This window comes from Streptomyces sp. NPDC058246 (assembly GCF_042881985.1).
Taxonomy (GTDB): domain Bacteria; phylum Actinomycetota; class Actinomycetes; order Streptomycetales; family Streptomycetaceae; genus Streptomyces.
Window position 1 is genome coordinate 95,965 of the sequence record NZ_JBHVWZ010000028.1, and the last position, 15,441, is coordinate 111,405.

Sequence of the window (15,441 nt, forward strand, 5' to 3'; positions counted from 1 at the left end):
GGACCGGTCAGGGGATCGTGCGCGAGACGACGTACACCATGGGGTGCTGGGGCTGGGACCAGTTCACGACGATGTCCTGGGTGGGCGCCGGGTCCTTCTGTTCGTGGACGAGGCCGGACCAGGGGCCGGGGCCGGTGAACTTCCAGCCGACGACCTTCTGGTCGCGGGCGCTGATGGTGATGTCGGCCTTCTTCAGGGCGTTCCGATTGGTGCCGACGTCCGCGAGAAACTTGTCCAGGTCGTCGTCGGTGGTGCCGAACTGCACGTACAGGCGGCTGGTCTTCCAGTTGTTCGTCTCGTAGTAGGCGATGTCGGTGGCGTTCGTCGGGATGGGCACCTGATAGAGGCGGCGCTGGACGCGCGACGGCCAGCCCGAGGTGAGGCCGGTCGCCGAGTACTTCTCCTCCTTCTGCTTGCCGCTGTCGCGGCTCTGGTTGGCGGAGATCACCAGGTAGCCGGCCGGTACGCCGATGAGCAGCACGATGATCAGCAGCGTCAGGGCACGGCGGCGGAACTTGTGGCGCGGGTCCTCCGGGGGCCGCTTCGGCTCGTCCGGCGGCGACGCCTGGCGCGGCAGCGAGGCGGTCACAGCGACCCTTGGGCCGTACGTCGGGACTCCGTGTAGCGCTCGTACCGCTCGTAGCGCTCCACGCGACGCCGATTGGCGCGGCGGAAGCGGCGGGCGACGAGACGGGCGAGGTCGGCGGCGCCGACCATGCCGGCCTCGGGGCCGAGCTGGGCGCGGGCGATCCGGGCCTCGGGGCGGTAGCCGCGGCCGGTCAGATGGCGGCGGAAGGCGTCGCGCGCGGGGCCGATCAGGAGGTCGTCGGCGGCGCTGACGCCGCCGCCGATGACGAAGCAGGAGGGGTCCAGGGCGGCGGCCAGGTTGGCGATGCCGACGCCGAGCCACTGGCCGATGTCCTGGAGCAGCTCGATGCACATGGCGTCGCCCTCGCGGGCCAGCTCGGTGATCATCGGTCCTGTGATGTCGCCGATGTTGCCCTTGACGTGCTCAATGATCCCGTACGCCACCGGGGAGTCGGCGGCGGCGAGCTCGCGGGCCTCGCGGACCAGCGCGTTTCCGGAGCTGTACTGCTCCCAGCAGCCGCGGTTGCCGCACGGGCAGCGGTGGCCGCCGGGCACGACCTGCATATGGCCGAACTCGCCGGCCACGCCGAACTTGCCGCGCTTGACCTGGCCGTCCTCCAGGATGGCGCCGCCGATGCCGGTGCCGAGCGTGATCATGACGAGGTGGTCCTCGCCGCGGCCCGCGCCGAAACGCCACTCCGCCCAGGCGGCGGCGTTGGCGTCGTTGTCCACCAGGACGGGGACGGCGAGGCGGCTGGAGATGCGGTCCCGCAGGGGTTCGTTGCGCCACGACAGGTGCGGGGCGAACAGGATGCGGTTGCGGTCCGCGTCGACCCAGCCCGCCGCGCCGATGCCGACCGCGTGCACGTCGTGCCGGTCGGAGAGGTCCAGGACCAGCTCGACGATGGTGTCCTCGACGACCTTCGGGCTCTTGGACTTGTCCGGCGTCTCGGCGCGGACCTTCTCCAGGATGTTGCCGTCGGCGTCCACGACGCCCGCCATCACCTTCGTACCGCCGATGTCGATGCCGACGGTGGGGACGCGGGGCGCCGTCAGGTGGGAACGGCGCTCGCGCGTCCCCACGGTCCGCAGGACGGTGGCCCGCGCGGAGCCGCGGTGTGCGAGGTCGCGGTAGGTGCTCATCGGCCCGATTCTGCCTTACGCCGGTGCGGGCCTGCACTGCGGGAGCCTTCGCCGAGCCCGGCGGCACGGTTCCGCTCCGCTTGTGCTCGAGGGCCTCTGCGGTCGGTTCACCGCGGGCCGCCGGGGGGCTGGTCGCACAGTTCCCCGCGCCCCTGACGGGGCACGTCTCCCCGGCGGCCGCGATCGGTCTAGGTAGTGCGTTCCAGCTCGTGCCGCAAGTCGTCCAGTTCGCTTCCCCCCGCCATCTGGCGGGTCAGCTCGTCCAGGGTGATCTCGTCGCGGGCGTTGCTGCTGAACATCGTGCCGCGCTTGAGAAGGACGAAGCGGTCGCCCACGAGGTACGCGTGATGAGGGTTGTGGGTGATCAACACAACACCCAGTCCGGCATCCCGTGCGGCGGCCACATATTTCAGGACCACACCGGACTGCTTCACACCGAGGGCCGCGGTGGGCTCGTCGAGGACGAGGACCTTGGCGCCGAAGTAGACGGCGCGGGCGATCGCCACGCACTGGCGCTCACCGCCGGACAGGGTGCCGATGGGCTGGTCGACGTCGCGCAGGTCGATGCCCATACGCAGGAGTTCCGCGTGGGTCGTCCTGCGCATGAAGTCGACGTCCATGTGCTTGAAGGGGGCGACGCCCTTCCTGGGTTCGGAGCCGAGGAAGAAGTTCCGCCAGACCGGCATCAGCGGGACGACGGCGAGGTCCTGGTAGACCGTGGCGATGCCGTGGTCGAGGGCTTCGCGCGGGGAGGACAGCCGGGTCTCCTCGCCCTCGATGCGCAGCGTGCCCGTGTCGTGCCGGTGACGCCCCGCGATGATCTTGATGAGGGTGGACTTGCCCGCGCCGTTGTCGCCGAGCACGCAGGAGATCTCGCCCGCGTGGACCTCCAGCGAGACGCCCTCGAGGGCGCGGATGTTGCCGTAGTACTTGCTGACGTCGTCGAGTGCGACGAGCGGCGTGCGGTCCGTGGAGGCCGCGTCGGTCGTCTTGTCCGCGTCCGTGGTCACTTCGTCGCCTCCGCGCGCTTGCGGACCCAGTGGTTGAGCAGGGTCGCCAGGAGCAGCATCACTCCCAGGAAGAACTTGAACCAGTCCGGGTTCCACTCGGCGAACACGATGCCCTTGCTCACCATGCCGAAGATCAGCGCACCGACCGCCGCGCCGACCGCGGAGCCGTAGCCGCCGGTGATCAGACAGCCGCCGATGACGGCCGCGATGATGTAGATCAGCTCGTTGCCGACGCCCTCGCCGGACTGCACGACGTCGAACGAGAACAGCAGGTGCTGGCCGGAGATCCAGGCGCCGAAGGCGACGCCCATGTAGAGGCCGATCTTGGTCTTGTCGACCGGGACGCCGACCGCGCGGGCCGCCTCCTCGCCGCCGCCCACGGCGTAGATCCAGTTGCCGACGCGGGTGCGCAGCAGGATCCAGGTGGCGACGGCGACCAAGGCCAGCCACCACAGGATGGTGATCTTGAAGTCGACGCCGCCGATCGTGATCGTCGAGGCGAAGACGTCCCTGGCGGAGGAGAAGCCCTCCATGTCGGAGATCGACTTCGTGGAGACCGTGCCGCTGATCAGCTTGGTGAAGCCGAGGTTCATACCGGTCAGCATCAGGAAGGTGCCGAGCGTGATGATGAAGCTGGGCGGGTCGGTGCGGGTCAGCATGACGCCGTTGAAGACGCCGATCGCCAGGGTGACGAGCAGCGAGACAAAGACGCCGACCCAGACATTCGCGGTCATCTGGTAGCTGAACATCGAGGAGATCAGGGCGGAGCTGGTCACCATGACGCCCGCGGAGAGGTCGAACTCGCCGCCGATCATCAGCAGGGCGACCGGCACGGCCATGATGCCGATGGTGGAGGAGGCGTACAGGACCGTGCTGAGACTGGCGGCCCGTACGAAGCTGTCCGCGAAGATCGCGAAGAAGACGAAGACGGCGATCGCGCCGACCACCGAGCCGAGCTCGGGGCGGCCCATGAGCTTGCGCAGCGGTGAGGTCCTCAGCAGGCGCTCGTCGGTCTTGGTGGCCGGCGACGGCGCGGGGGCGGGTGCCGTGCCGCTCATCGGGTCCCTCGCTTCGCGTACTCCTCGAGGGCGCCCGCCTGGTCCTTGGTGATGATCTGCGGCCCGGTGAGGACCGGCTTGCCGCCGCCGAGGACGTCGGCGTTGTACTTGTAGAGCCAGAGCAGGTCCACCGCCTCGTACCCCTGGAGGTAGGGCTGCTGGTCGACGGCGAAGCCGAGTGTGCCGTCCTTGAGCTCCGCGGCCACCTTCTCGTTCAGGTCGAAGGTGTCGATCTCGGCCTTGCTGCCCGCGTCCTGCTTGGCCTTGACCGCGGTGTCCGCGAAGGGCGCGCCGAGCGTGACGACCGAGTCGATGGACGTGTCGGCCTGGAGCTTGGCGCCGATGGAGGCCTGCACGTCGGGCATGCTGGTGCCCTGGACGTAGAGGTTCTGCACGGTGCCGTGGAAGGTCTTCTTGATGCCCGCGCAGCGCTGTTCGTGGCCGACGTTGCCCTGCTCGTGCAGGACGCAGAGCGCCTTCTTCTTGCCGCGCTTGTTCAGTTCGTCGCCGACCGCCTCGCCGGCGATCGTCTCGTCCTGTCCGATGTGGGTGAGCGCGCCGAACGCCTTGGACTCCTCGGAGCCGGAGTTCACCGTGATCACGGGGATGCCGGCCTTCTCGGCGCGCGCGACGGCCGCCTTCATGGCGTCGGGCTTGGCGAGCGTGACGATGATGCCGTCGACCTTCTTGTCGACCGCCGCGTCCACGAGCTGCGCCTGCTGCTGCGCCTCGGCGTTGTGCGAGTACAGGAAGTTGATGTTGTCCTTCACGGCTGCCTGCTTGGCGCCGCTCTGCACGATGTCCCAGAAGGTGTCGCCGTCGCCCGAGTGGGTGATCATCGCGAAGGTCCACTTGGGCGTGTTCACCGCGGCCCTGCCCTGGGCCACCGCCGCCTTGCGGGCGTCCTCGGCCCGCTTCCCGCCGGTGCTGCTGCATCCCGCGAGGGACACCCCCAGCGCCCCTGCGAGCGCGATGCTTACCCAGGTCCGAGTCCGTGCCACGAGGCCGTGCCCTTCTTGCTTGCTCCTTGGTGCGCCGGGCCAGTGGACCGGCCCGGAGGGCCGTCCCGTAGGCCCGGGGGCAGGCGTCTCACCGGCCCCGAACGCCCAAGTATCGATCACGGGGATCATGCACCGCGTCAGCGGGTCCCGCGCGGTGGACTTCTCCGGTCCGCGGCATGCCCTTCTCGGTGACGGCGGCGGATGCCGTGAGGAGCGCGAGCCGGGCCCTCAGGGCCGTACGAGGAGCTGGAACTCGAAGGAGTAGCGCGAGGCGCGATAGATGTGGGTGCCGAACTCGACGGCCCGGCCGGTGTCGTCGAAGGTCGTGCGCTGCATGGTGAGCAGCGGCGCACCGGCCGGCTCGCCGAGCCGCTCGCCCTCCTCCTCGGTCGCCGCGCGGGCGCCGACGGACTGCCGGGCGCTGTGCAGCGTGATGCCCGCCGTGCGCATCAGCCGGTACAGCCCGGTGGCCTCCATCTGGGCGCTGTCCAGCTCCAGCAGCTCGGGGGGCAGGTAGTTGCAGAGGTACGCCATCGGCTCCCCGTGCGCGAGCCGCAGCCGTTCCACCCGGTGTACGTCGCTGCCCTCGGCCACGCCCAGCGCGGCGGCGACCTCGGCGGACGCCTGCACAACGGTGTTGACGACCACCTGGGTGGCCGGGCGCTGGCCCGCCGATTCGAGGTCGTCGTAGAGGCTGCTGAGTTCCAGCGGACGCTTGACCTGGCTGTGCACGACCTGGGTGCCGACGCCGCGGCGCCGTACGAGCAGGCCCTTGTCGACGAGGGACTGGATGGCCTGGCGGACGGTGGGCCGGGACAGGCCGAGCCGCCCGGCGAGCTCGATCTCGTTGCCGAGAAGACTGCCCGGGGTCAGCGTTCCGTGCTCGATCGCGGCCTCCAGCTGTTGGGACAGCTGGAAGTAGAGCGGGACCGGACTGCTGCGGTCGACGCTGAGCTGGAGCGACACGGTCGGATCCACATCTGGTTTCGGCACGGCCCGAGCGTAGCTCCGGGAGATGTTGACGGGAAGTTGTGAAGTTCGATTGTCCGGACAAACCATTGACATGGTGCTGGGTCCGCCCTCACTTTGTTCCCATGCGCATCGGACTCATCGGAGCGGGTCGTATCGGTACATTTCATGCGACCACTCTCAGCCGTCACCGTGAGGTCGGCGGCTCCCTCATCGTCACGGACGCGGACACGGCGCGGGCCCATCAGCTGGCGGACCGACTGGGGGCGACGGCGGCGCCCAGCGTGGACGAGATCTTCACCTGGGGCGTGGACGCGGTGGTGATCACCGCGGCGACTTCGGCCCACGCCGAACTGATCGGTCGGGCAGCACGCTCCGGACTCCCGGTCTTCTGCGAGAAGCCCATCGCGCTCGATCTGGCGGGCACACTGGCCGCGCTCGCCGAGGTGGACGCCGCCAGAACGGTGCTGCAGCTGGGCTTCCAGCGCCGCTTCGACGTGGGCTACACGGCGGCCCGGGAGGCCGTACGGTCCGGACGGCTCGGACGCCTGCACACGGTGCGGGCGATGACGTCCGACCAGTCTCCTCCCCCGGCCGGCTACCTCCCGCTCTCCGGCGGGCTCTACCGGGACTGCCTGATCCACGACTTCGACATACTGCGCTGGGTCACCGGCCGTGAGGTCACCGAGGTGTACGCGACCGGGTCGGACGCCGGGCCCTCGATGTTCCGCGAGGCGGGTGACATCGACACCGCCGCGGCCGTCCTCACCCTCGACGACGGCACGCTCGCCACGGCGACGGCGACCCGGGTGAACGGCGCGGGCTACGACGTCCGGATGGAGCTCGCCGGCGAGCTGGACCAGATCGCGGTCGGCCTCGACGACCGTACGCCGATCGCCTCCACCGAAGCGGCCGGGCCGCCGCCCGCCGACAAGCCGTGGATGGGCTTCCTGGAGCGCTTCGGCCCCGCGTACGAGGCCGAGCTCGCCGCGTTCGTCGAGGTCGTCCGGGGTGAGCGCACCAACCCGTGCGACGGGCGCGAGGCGCTGCTGGCCCTGCGCATCGCCGAGGCGTGCGAGCTGTCCCGCCGGGAGCGGCGCCCGGTGCGGCTGGCGGAGATCCCGGGCGGGCGGGACTGAACGGGGTTCTTCGCCCCCGCCGGCCCTGCCACCCGTCCCGAACCTGGGGACTCTGCCCGCAGATCTCCGTATCGCGCTCCGCGCTCGTTCGAAGAGCGGGAGTTCGGGGGCGGAGGGGGCAGAACGGGCGGACGTGGCGGGCGGGGCGAAAAGCTGCTCGTCAGCCGCTCACCAGCGCACCGGCAGGCTGCGCAGGCCGCGCATCAGCATGCCGGGCAGCCAGTCGCCCGGGGGCCCGTCGAGCGCGAGATCGGGGCATCTCTCCAGTAGGGAGCGCAGCGCGACGCGGGCTTCGAGGCGGGCCAGGGGTGCGCCCAGGCAGTAGTGGATGCCGTGCCCGAAGGAGAGATGGCCCCGCGGGGCGCGGTGGATGTCGAAGCGGTGCGGGTCCGTGAGGTGCACCGCATCCCGGTTGGCCGCGTCGAGGCCGATCATCACCGGGTCGCCCACCGCGATGGATCTGCCGCCGATCTCCATCGGTTCCGCCGCATAGCGATAGGTCGCCGTGTGCACCGGTCCCTCGAAGCGCAGCAGCTCCTCCACCGTGGCGTCGAGGAGGGTCATGTCGGCCCGCAGCGCGGCGAGTTGGTCGGGGTGGGCGAGCAGGGTGTGCACCCCGGTCGTGATCAGATTGACCGTCGTCTCGTGGCCCGCGACCAGCAGGATGAACGCCATCGCGCGCAGTTCGCCGTGCGAGAGACGGTCGCCGTCCTCCGCGCGGGTGCGGATGAGGGCGCTGAGCAGGTCGTCGGCCGGTGCCGTGCACCGCTTGTCCTCGATCAACTCGTCCAGATACGCGGCGAGTCCCTCGAAGGCGGCGATGTCGTCGTCCCCCTCGGACGGTGCCACGATCGCGTTCGACAGGGCGCGGAACGCCACCCGGTCGATGTCCGGGACGCCGAGGAGTTCGCAGATGACCGTGAGGGGCAGCGGGTAGGCGAAGGAGTCCACGAGGTCCGCGCGGCCCTTCGGCAGCATCGCGTCCAGCAGCTCGTCGGTGATCTGCTGGACGCGCGGGCGCAGCGCCTCCACCCGTCGCATGGTGAACGCGCCCGAGACGAGTGAGCGCAGCCGGGTGTGCTCGGGCGGGTCGGTGATCAGCAGATACCGGCCCATCAGCTCCTCGTCGAGCGACCTCAGCCCGCTCTTGCCGCTGTCCTTGGACAGCCTCGGGTCGGCGAGGGCGGCCCGCGCCTCCTCGTACCCCACGACGAGCCAGCCCTCGTACGCGCCGGGTGGCGGCGTCCGCACCCAGTGGACGGGACCCCGCTCGCGCAGCTCCGCGTACACCGGATACGGGTCCTTCGTGAACCCGGCCCCGAACTCCCCCAGATCGATCATGGTTCTCCCTTCCCCTGCCCCGCACAACGCCCGGCGCCCCCGATCAGTGCCCGTCCTCCTCCAGCAGCCCCGCGTCGTACGTCAACAGGGCGATCTGCACGCGGTTGTTGAGGTCGAGCTTGGCGAGGATGCGGGAGACGTGGGTCTTGACGGTGGCGACGCTCATGAACAGCGCGGCGGCGATCTCGGCGTTCGAGCTGCCCTGCCCGACCGCGACGGCGACTTCGCGCTCACGGTCGTTCAGGGCGGCGATCCGGGTCCGGGCGGCGGAGCGGCGCGCGTCGAGCGCGGAGCCCGCGGCGTGCCGCATCAACTGGCGGGTGACGGTGGGCGACAGCACGGGATCACCGGCCGCCACCCGCCGCACCGCCGCCAGGATCTCCGTCGGCGGGGTGTCCTTCAGTACGAATCCGGCCGCCCCCGCGCGCAGCGCCCGCAGCACCTGGTCGTCGGCGTGGAAGGTGGTCAGGACCACGACCTGGGGTGCCTCCGCGCGGGCGCGCAGCCGCTCCGTGGCCGTGAGGCCGTCGACCGTCGGCATGCGGATGTCCATGAGGACGACGTCCGGCCGGGTGCGGTCGACGAGCGCCTCCACCTCGCCGCCGTCGGCGGCCTCTCCGACGATCTCGATGTCGTCGGCGCCGCCCATCATGAAGGACAGGCCTGCTCTCACCAGGGGGTCGTCGTCGACGAGGAGCAGTCGGATGGCAGTCATGGGCCCTACCGTAGTGATCGGGCGGGGGTCGGGTGGGCCGAAGGATTTTCACCCTCGCCGGCCGTTCCGTACTCGGGGGCTGCGCCCCGGACCCCGCTTCGGCCTGAACGGCCTCGTCCTCGAACGCCGGACGGGCTGACCGGACGGGCCGAGAGGATGGGCCGAGAGGACGCGCTGACAGGGCGGGCTGAGAGGACGGCCCAACAGGACGGGCTAAGAGGCTGCTCCCCACGGCAACCACGCGCGTACCTCGAACCCCCCGTCCCCCGTACCCCCGTGCTCAAGTCGCCCGCCCGTCAGCGTGGCCCGCTCGGTCAGTCCGATGAGGCCCTGCCCTGACCCGGGGACGTGGGGGACGTCCCCCGGTGGTGGCGGATTGCCGACCGACACGGCGAGGCCGGTTCCGGGAGCGCCGGAGAGGGAGACGGTGACCTCGGCACCCGGGGCGTGCTTACGGGCGTTGGTCAGGCCTTCCTGGGCGATCCGGTACGCGGTGCGGCCGACGGACGCGGGGACGGCGGACGGGTCGGCGACGCGGTTGTCGAGGACCACTTTCATGCCGGCCGAGCGGGACTCGGCGACCAGCCCGTCGAGCGCGCCGAGCGTCGGCTGCGGGCGCCCCGCGTCGTCGGAGTCACCGGCCCGCAGCACGCCGATGATCTCCCGCAGATCCTGCAGGGCCTCGTGCGCGCTCTCCCGGATCACCCCGGCCGCCCGCGCGACCTCCTCCTGGGGCGCGTCCGGCCGGAACTCCAGCGCCCCCGCGTGCACGCTCAGCAGCGTGAGCCGATGCGCGAGCACGTCGTGCATCTCGCGCGCGATGGCCTCGCGCGCGAGCCGCTGCGCCTGCTCGGCGCGCAGCTCCGCCTCCGTCTCGGCCCGCCGCGCGCGGTCCCGCAGACTCAGCATGAGCTGACGCTTGGAGCGTACGAACATGCCCCAGCCGACCACCGTCGCGGTGAGCAGTGCGGTGACGGCGACCGCGGCGAGGTACGGCAGGTCGGGGTCGGGCCGCAGCCAGTAGAACGCCGGGAGCAGGGCGAGCTGGATGCCGGCGAGCCAGCCCACGTACTTGAAGGGCCGGTGCACGGCGAGCGTGAACAGGGCGATCAGGTCCGCGCCGCCCGCGGTGTTGGAGACCACCCCGACGGGGATCATGGCGATGGCCAGGCCCAGCGGCCAACGCCGCCGCAGCCAGACGGCCGCGCAGGCGAGCGCGCCGAGCCACTGGTCGGCGACGGCGAGACCGTGCGGGGTGTTCGGGTCGTGGGTCAGCGTGTTCGCGGCCGCCACCGCGATGACGACGGCCAGCAGGAAGCATCCGAAGTCGACGACCCAGTCGCGCACGGTACGGCGCGGCCGGCCGCCCCGGCGCGTCCGCTCCATGTCCGGGTCCAGTTCGGCGACCACGGCCGAGGGCAGCAGCCACCGTCGCCCGGGCAGGGCTCCCGCCGCAGGCACCACCTGCCCGGTCAGCCCCTCAGGCGAAGCCACCGCCACCGGCACGGCCGCAGCCGTCTCCCGCACTCCGATGGCCCTCTTCCACGGCACGCGCGCCGCCTTGTCACCACTCACGGTCGACAAATCTACGCAGCCGCGCCCGTCGGCCTGTGCCCGCGCCCGGGAGCACCGACCAAAGTCGCGCCGCTTCAGACTTTCGTTCCGTCCCTTCCCACCGGCCCCCGACTTCGGTCGGACATGCCTCGCCCCGCGGCCGATGAACGCGGGCGTCCGCGGGGCGAGGGTCGTCATATGAAGCGGATTCTGGAGCTACTCGGTTGTGTCGCCCTGGTCCAGGGCGCCCTGGGCCTGGTGCACGAGATCACCGGCCGTCTGCACGGGTGGGGGCTCGTACAGCGGTTCGGCTTTCTCGACGGCCACGAGATCTACGCGAGCGTCGCACTTCTCGTACTGGCATTCGCGCTGTTCGCGGCCGCCGAGAGCCACGGGCCCGGCTGAACGCGAAGCGCACACGCCGGCTGGAAGAAGAAGCTGACGATCGACTGACGCATCGTCAGACACCGCACGCGACGGTGGCCCCCACAGAGCTTGCCGTGCATGCCTCCGTCGCGTGCGGGCGTCGCGGACGCCGATCCCGAAGTTAACGTCCTGAAAACTCATCGCACTTGAAGGGTAAATCTCTGAAGTTGTCATTGACATGCCACGGTCTACGCGCGTCATCCTGGGTTCATGAGATTCCCCCCACGCGCAACACGCATCGGCACCACGGCCGCCCTGCTGTCCGCCCTCGTAGTGGGCGGCACCGTCACGGCCACCACGGCGGACGCCGCCGTCGGCAGCATCTGCTACACCGCACTGCCGTCGCAGGCGTACGACACGCTCGACCTGATCGCGTCGAACGGCCCCTTCCCGTATTCACAGGACGGGGCCGTCTTCCAGAACCGGGAGGCCGTCCTGCCCAGTCAGTCCACTGGCTACTATCACGAGTACACGGTCATCACACCGGGTTCCTCGACGCGCGGCGCCAAGCGCATCGTCACCGGCAAGAAGACCGATGAGGACTACTACACCTCGGACCACTACGTCACGTTCAAGCTGATCAACTTCGGCTGCTGATCCGAGGTCGGCCCGCTGCCCGGCCACGGCGGCGAACAGCGGGAACGACGGCACGAGCAGTGCGACGCTCGCGCAGAAGTGCCGCATGGACAGACCCTCGCCCCGCAGACCCCCCACGTTCATCGGCTGCGGGGCGAGGCATGCCCGGCCCGGACGCCATCATTGCGGTCGCGGCCGCCCGGCGTGTGTCCGGTGGCTCGCCTGGTTTCCGGGGTCAACCCGCCGCCCGGCGCCCCCACGCGGTCCCCGCGAGGACGAGAACGCCGCCCATCAGCCCGAGCGCGCCGAGGCGTTCACCGCCGAGGGCGATCCCCGCCGCGGCCGCCCACAGGGGCTCGGTTCCGAGCAGCAGGCTGACCCGGGACGGCGAGGTCCTGCGCACCGCCCACATCTGCACGAAGAAGGCGAACAGCGTGCAGAACACGGACAGGAACAGCAGCCCGGTCCACTCCCCCGCCCCGAAGCCCGCGGCGGTGCTCCACGGAGTGGCGTCCGCACCGGTCGACAGCACGGCGAACACGGCCACCGCGGCGCCCAGTTGGACGGTGGTCAGGGGCAGCGCGTCGGCACCCTGGACCGACTCGATGCGGGACATGGCGAGCACGTGCACGGTCCGGGCCAGGGCCGCGAGGAGCATCAGCAGATCGCCCGGTGAGGGGCGGGTGAACCCGCCGCCCTGGGTGAGCAGCACGACGCCCAGCACGGAGAGACCGGCCGCCGCGAGGAACGCGCGCGAGGGGGGCACGCGGGTCACGGCCGCTTCGGCGAGCGGCGTGAAGATCATGGTGAGGCTGATGATCAGGCCCGCGTTGGTGGCGGAGGTGTGGACGACGCCGTACGTCTCCAGCAGGAAGATCCCGCTCAGGATCAGCCCGAGCGCCCCGGCCCCGCGCCACTGCGCCGCCGTCAGGGCCCGCAGCGCGCGCCATCCCGCGGTCACCAGCACCGGCAGCACGATCGCGAAGCGCAGCCCCAGGACGGCGATCACCGTCCGGGCCGTGGTGATGTCCTTGGCCGCGAGATAGCTGGCGCCCCAGACCACCGCCACGAGCAGCACGGGCAGATCGGTGAGCCGGCCGCGGCGCGGCGCGAGCGCGCCTGGTACGGCGATCGACGACATGGGTGCGGCTCCGGGTCTCCTGCGGGCGGGCATGTGTGGAGACGGCGGCGGCTCGCACGGGAACGATCACCGTACCGACGCGGCGACGGACTGACTAGGCGTTTTCCGGGAGCGCGTACGAGCCGTACTCCGGGCGCCCCGCCGGGTCGTACGACTGGATGGAGACCCCGGCGGCGGTGACCCGGCCACCGGTGTGCCGGAAGGCCGTCGGGACGCCGCCCTCGGGGAACAGACGCAGGCCCGCGCCGAGTGCGACCGGGAAGGTCAGTACGTGGATCGTGTCGACGAGGTCCAGGGCGAGCAGGGAGCGCACGAGGGCGCCGCTGCCGTGCACCTGGAGTTCGCCGTCGGTGCGCTCCTTGAGGACGGTGACCTCCTTGGCGAGGTCGCCGCCGATCACGGTCGTGCCGGCCCAGTCGGGGTCGGTGAGGCTCGACGAGACGGCGTACTTCGGCAGCGCGTTCAGTCTGGAGGCGACCGGGTCGGCGGGGTCGGTCACCTTGGGCCAGAACGAGGCGAAGATGTCGTACGTACGACGGCCGAGCAGGAAGGCACCCGCGCGGTCGAAGACCTCGTGGATGAACCGGCCGAAGTCCTCGTCGCCGTACGGGAAACTCCAGCCGCCCTGCTCGAAGCCGCCGCGGGGGTCCTCCTGGGGGCCGCCGGGGGCCTGGTAGACGCCGTCGAGCGTGACGAAGACGGTGGAGACGAGCTTGCCCATGTCGGGTGCCTGCTTTCCGGTGCGGGGTCTGTTGTCATCACGTCAGACCCCGCCGGCCCCCGCAACTCATCGCTTCACCCGGCGTGCGTCAAGGGCGTCACCCGGCGTGTGTCGAGAACAGTCCTCCGGTCGGGCCCTGCTTGTCACCGCCCTGGGCCTTCTTCAGGGCGTTGGCGAGGCTCTCGATGGTGAGGGACTGGAGGATCACCCGCCCGTTGCCCTCCAGGGTGGCCAGGGACAGGCCCTCGCCGCCGAAGACGGCGTTCATCAGGCCCTGTCTGTTGAGTCCTCCGACGCGCTGGACGCCGTACTGGATGCCCTCCTCGAAGGCGACGACGCAGCCCGTGTCGACCTCGATGCGGCCGCCGAAGTCCGCCGGATTCAGGTCGATGAAATTGCCCGCACCGGCGATGATCACGGTCCCGCGCCCGGTGAACTTCTCCAGGATGAAGCCCTCGCCGCCGCTGCGTCCGGTCCGGCCGCCCTGGAAGGCGATCCCGAACTCCACGCTGGACTCCGCCGCCACGAAGGCGTCCTTCTCCGCGAACCACGCGCGCGTGCCGTCGAGTTCCAGGGCGCGCATCTCGCCGGGCAGCACACCCGCGAAGCCGACGGTGCCCTCGCCGCCCGTCGACGTGAAGTACTGGAACGCCAGCGACTCGCCCGCGAGTGCGCGCTGGCCGACCTGCATGGCCGTCCCCATGGCCTGGCGCAGCATGCCGCCCATGCCGCCGCCTCCGGCGCTCCCGGGCTGTTGGCCGCCCCCGGCGCCCGGCGGTCCGGAGAGCCGGGTCTCCATGGTCACGTTCGTCGTCTTGAACAGGAACTTCCCCGCCTCGCAGTACACGGTCTGGCCGGGGCTCAGGTTGACGACCGCCATCTGCATGGCGTTGCCGACGATTTCTTGCTGAAGAGTCACGACGGGAGAACGCGGGAGGTGGAGGGAAGAGTTCCGGCCATCTGGGCGCGGTCCTGGGTGACCCGAATTCGGTGTCCGTTCGCCGCCAGCACCTCGCCGGGCCGGCCGCTGAGATGGACGCATGACTTCACGACGCACGCCTCTACAAGGAAGCACGACCTCTGAAGGATCCACGGCCTCTCAAGGACCCACGGCCCCTCAAGGACCCAGGGCCCCTCAAGGACCCACGGCCTCTGAAGGACCCACGACCTCTGAAGGACCCACGACCTATCAAGAATCCACGACCTCTCGAGGGACCATGAACGGCAAGGTGGCCCTGGTGACCGGCGGGAGCCGTGGCATCGGTGCGGCGACGGCCGTGCGGCTCGCCCGGGAGGGGGCGGATGTGGCCGTCACCTATGTGCGCGGCAAGGAGGAGGCGGAGGACGTCGTACGTGCCGTCGAGTCGCTGGGGCGGCGGGGGCTCGCCCTGCGGGCGGACTCCGCGGATCCGCTGGAGGCGGCCGGCGCCGTGCGGCGTACGGCGGAGGCACTCGGCAGCCTCGACGTCCTCGTGAACAACGTGGGCGTCGGTCTGCTCGCCCCGTTGGAGAGCCTGTCCCTCGCCGACGTCGACCGGGTCCTGGCCGTGAACGTACGCGGAGTCTTCCTCGCCTCCCAGGCCGCCGCCTCCCGGATGGGCCGTGGCGGGCGGATCATCACGGTCGGCACCTGCATGACACAGCGGGTGCCCGGGCCGGGCGGGACGCTGTACGCCACCAGTAAGTCGGCGTTGATCGGGCTGACGAAGGCGCTGGCGCGGGAGTTGGGTGATCGGGGGATCACCGCGAACATCGTGCATCCCGGGCCGATCGACACGGAGATGAATCCGGCGGACGGGCCCTCCGCGGCCGGCCAGGCGGCGATGACCGCGCTGGGGCGGTTCGGGACGGCGACGGAGGTCGCGTGTCTGGTCGCCTACCTGGCCGGGAGCGAAGCCGCGTACGTCAGCGGGGCGGAGTTCTCGGTGGACGGGGGGTACGCGGCGTAGGTGCGGTTTGTTCCGCCCCCGCCGCCCCTGCCCGTCCCATCCGGGGGCTGCACCCCAGACCTCCCTGAAGACCGCGCAGTTCCCCGCGCCCCTGAAAGGGCGCGGGGAAC

The 15,441-nt window shown here is 70.9% G+C and carries 16 protein-coding genes; 4 read left to right on the top strand and 12 right to left on the bottom strand.

Going from position 1 to position 15,441, the window contains the following annotated elements:
- Nucleotides 1–7: 7 nt before the first annotated feature.
- The 6 genes from ACFVXA_RS31400 to ACFVXA_RS31425 form a co-directional block, all read right to left on the bottom strand.
- Nucleotides 8–589, bottom strand: a complete 582-nt coding sequence (locus ACFVXA_RS31400) for a sugar kinase (protein WP_362024832.1) — start codon at nt 587–589, stop codon at nt 8–10.
- The gene (locus ACFVXA_RS31405; protein ID WP_362024829.1) at nt 586–1,731 is read right to left on the bottom strand and encodes an ROK family glucokinase; all 1,146 of its coding nucleotides are present in this window, start codon (nt 1,729–1,731) and stop codon (nt 586–588) included. Before ACFVXA_RS31405 ends, ACFVXA_RS31400 begins: the two co-directional genes overlap by 4 nt.
- A 188-nt stretch (nt 1,732–1,919) precedes the next feature.
- A complete protein-coding gene (locus tag ACFVXA_RS31410; RefSeq protein ID WP_390027916.1) occupies nt 1,920–2,741 on the bottom strand; it encodes an ATP-binding cassette domain-containing protein in 822 nt (273 codons plus the stop codon).
- The gene (locus ACFVXA_RS31415; protein ID WP_390027919.1) at nt 2,738–3,799 is read right to left on the bottom strand and encodes an ABC transporter permease; all 1,062 of its coding nucleotides are present in this window, start codon (nt 3,797–3,799) and stop codon (nt 2,738–2,740) included. Before ACFVXA_RS31415 ends, ACFVXA_RS31410 begins: the two co-directional genes overlap by 4 nt.
- Complete coding sequence (locus ACFVXA_RS31420; RefSeq protein WP_362024819.1) at nt 3,796–4,800, bottom strand: sugar ABC transporter substrate-binding protein; 1,005 nt, start codon at nt 4,798–4,800, stop codon at nt 3,796–3,798. The genes ACFVXA_RS31415 and ACFVXA_RS31420 overlap by 4 nt, the downstream gene beginning before the upstream one ends.
- Nucleotides 4,801–5,028: 228 nt before the next feature.
- Nucleotides 5,029–5,766: a GntR family transcriptional regulator gene (locus ACFVXA_RS31425; protein ID WP_362025089.1), complete on the bottom strand. Its 738-nt coding sequence runs from the start codon at nt 5,764–5,766 to the stop codon at nt 5,029–5,031.
- 128 nt (nt 5,767–5,894) lie between these two features.
- Between ACFVXA_RS31425 and ACFVXA_RS31430 the strand changes: the two genes are divergently transcribed.
- On the top strand, nt 5,895–6,908 hold the full coding sequence (locus tag ACFVXA_RS31430; protein WP_390027922.1) for a Gfo/Idh/MocA family oxidoreductase: 1,014 nt from the start codon (nt 5,895–5,897) through the stop codon (nt 6,906–6,908).
- Between the two features lie 168 nt (nt 6,909–7,076).
- On the opposite strand, the gene ACFVXA_RS31435 is transcribed toward ACFVXA_RS31430, so the two are convergent.
- The 3 genes from ACFVXA_RS31435 to ACFVXA_RS31445 form a co-directional block, all read right to left on the bottom strand.
- Entirely contained in the window at nt 7,077–8,249 is a 1,173-nt protein-coding gene (locus ACFVXA_RS31435) for a cytochrome P450 (RefSeq protein WP_383743435.1), read from the bottom strand.
- Between the two features lie 43 nt (nt 8,250–8,292).
- Nucleotides 8,293–8,964 carry a response regulator gene (locus tag ACFVXA_RS31440; RefSeq protein WP_390027924.1) on the bottom strand — a complete coding sequence of 224 codons (672 nt, stop codon included), beginning with the start codon at nt 8,962–8,964 and terminating at the stop codon, nt 8,293–8,295.
- 213 nt (nt 8,965–9,177) lie between these two features.
- Entirely contained in the window at nt 9,178–10,350 is a 1,173-nt protein-coding gene (locus ACFVXA_RS31445; protein WP_362025086.1) for a histidine kinase, read from the bottom strand.
- Between the two features lie 366 nt (nt 10,351–10,716).
- Here ACFVXA_RS31445 and ACFVXA_RS31450 point away from each other — a divergent pair, with 366 nt between their 5' ends.
- Together ACFVXA_RS31450 and ACFVXA_RS31455 are read left to right on the top strand one after the other, a co-directional pair.
- Nucleotides 10,717–10,923 carry a hypothetical protein gene (locus ACFVXA_RS31450; protein ID WP_389469110.1) on the top strand — a complete coding sequence of 69 codons (207 nt, stop codon included), beginning with the start codon at nt 10,717–10,719 and terminating at the stop codon, nt 10,921–10,923.
- 231 nt (nt 10,924–11,154) lie between these two features.
- Nucleotides 11,155–11,541 carry a ribonuclease domain-containing protein gene (locus ACFVXA_RS31455; protein WP_362024803.1) on the top strand — a complete coding sequence of 129 codons (387 nt, stop codon included), beginning with the start codon at nt 11,155–11,157 and terminating at the stop codon, nt 11,539–11,541.
- Between the two features lie 214 nt (nt 11,542–11,755).
- Here the strand turns inward: ACFVXA_RS31455 and ACFVXA_RS31460 are convergent, their stop codons facing one another.
- The 3 genes from ACFVXA_RS31460 to ACFVXA_RS31470 all read right to left on the bottom strand — a co-directional run bounded on the left by ACFVXA_RS31460 (nt 11,756) and on the right by ACFVXA_RS31470 (nt 14,301).
- A complete protein-coding gene (locus ACFVXA_RS31460) occupies nt 11,756–12,661 on the bottom strand; it encodes a DMT family transporter (RefSeq protein WP_390027926.1) in 906 nt (301 codons plus the stop codon).
- A 94-nt stretch (nt 12,662–12,755) separates the two neighbouring features.
- The gene (locus ACFVXA_RS31465; RefSeq protein ID WP_390027928.1) at nt 12,756–13,382 is read right to left on the bottom strand and encodes a dihydrofolate reductase family protein; all 627 of its coding nucleotides are present in this window, start codon (nt 13,380–13,382) and stop codon (nt 12,756–12,758) included.
- Nucleotides 13,383–13,479: 97 nt separating this feature from the next.
- Nucleotides 13,480–14,301 (bottom strand): AIM24 family protein, encoded by an 822-nt coding sequence (locus ACFVXA_RS31470; protein ID WP_383743426.1) that lies wholly within the window; start codon nt 14,299–14,301, stop codon nt 13,480–13,482.
- A gap of 298 nt (nt 14,302–14,599) precedes the next feature.
- On the opposite strand from ACFVXA_RS31470, the gene ACFVXA_RS31475 reads away from it, so the two are divergent.
- The gene (locus ACFVXA_RS31475) at nt 14,600–15,331 is read left to right on the top strand and encodes an SDR family oxidoreductase (protein WP_362024791.1); all 732 of its coding nucleotides are present in this window, start codon (nt 14,600–14,602) and stop codon (nt 15,329–15,331) included.
- Nucleotides 15,332–15,441: the final 110 nt, after the last annotated feature.

What these genes read in the sequence shown, in the direction of transcription:
- ACFVXA_RS31450 (WP_389469110.1), top strand. Translation starts at nt 10,717, where the DNA reads ATGAAGCGGATTCTGGAGCTACTCGGTTGTGTCGCCCTGGTCCAGGGC.
- ACFVXA_RS31465 (WP_390027928.1), bottom strand. Translation starts at nt 13,382, where the DNA reads ATGGGCAAGCTCGTCTCCACCGTCTTCGTCACGCTCGACGGCGTCTAC.
- ACFVXA_RS31460 (WP_390027926.1), bottom strand. Translation starts at nt 12,661, where the DNA reads ATGTCGTCGATCGCCGTACCAGGCGCGCTCGCGCCGCGCCGCGGCCGG.
- ACFVXA_RS31440 (WP_390027924.1), bottom strand. Translation starts at nt 8,964, where the DNA reads ATGACTGCCATCCGACTGCTCCTCGTCGACGACGACCCCCTGGTGAGA.
- ACFVXA_RS31475 (WP_362024791.1), top strand. Translation starts at nt 14,600, where the DNA reads ATGAACGGCAAGGTGGCCCTGGTGACCGGCGGGAGCCGTGGCATCGGT.
- ACFVXA_RS31445 (WP_362025086.1), bottom strand. Translation starts at nt 10,350, where the DNA reads ATGGAGCGGACGCGCCGGGGCGGCCGGCCGCGCCGTACCGTGCGCGAC.
- ACFVXA_RS31405 (WP_362024829.1), bottom strand. Translation starts at nt 1,731, where the DNA reads ATGAGCACCTACCGCGACCTCGCACACCGCGGCTCCGCGCGGGCCACC.
- ACFVXA_RS31435 (WP_383743435.1), bottom strand. Translation starts at nt 8,249, where the DNA reads ATGATCGATCTGGGGGAGTTCGGGGCCGGGTTCACGAAGGACCCGTAT.
- ACFVXA_RS31455 (WP_362024803.1), top strand. Translation starts at nt 11,155, where the DNA reads ATGAGATTCCCCCCACGCGCAACACGCATCGGCACCACGGCCGCCCTG.
- ACFVXA_RS31430 (WP_390027922.1), top strand. Translation starts at nt 5,895, where the DNA reads ATGCGCATCGGACTCATCGGAGCGGGTCGTATCGGTACATTTCATGCG.
- ACFVXA_RS31415 (WP_390027919.1), bottom strand. Translation starts at nt 3,799, where the DNA reads ATGAGCGGCACGGCACCCGCCCCCGCGCCGTCGCCGGCCACCAAGACC.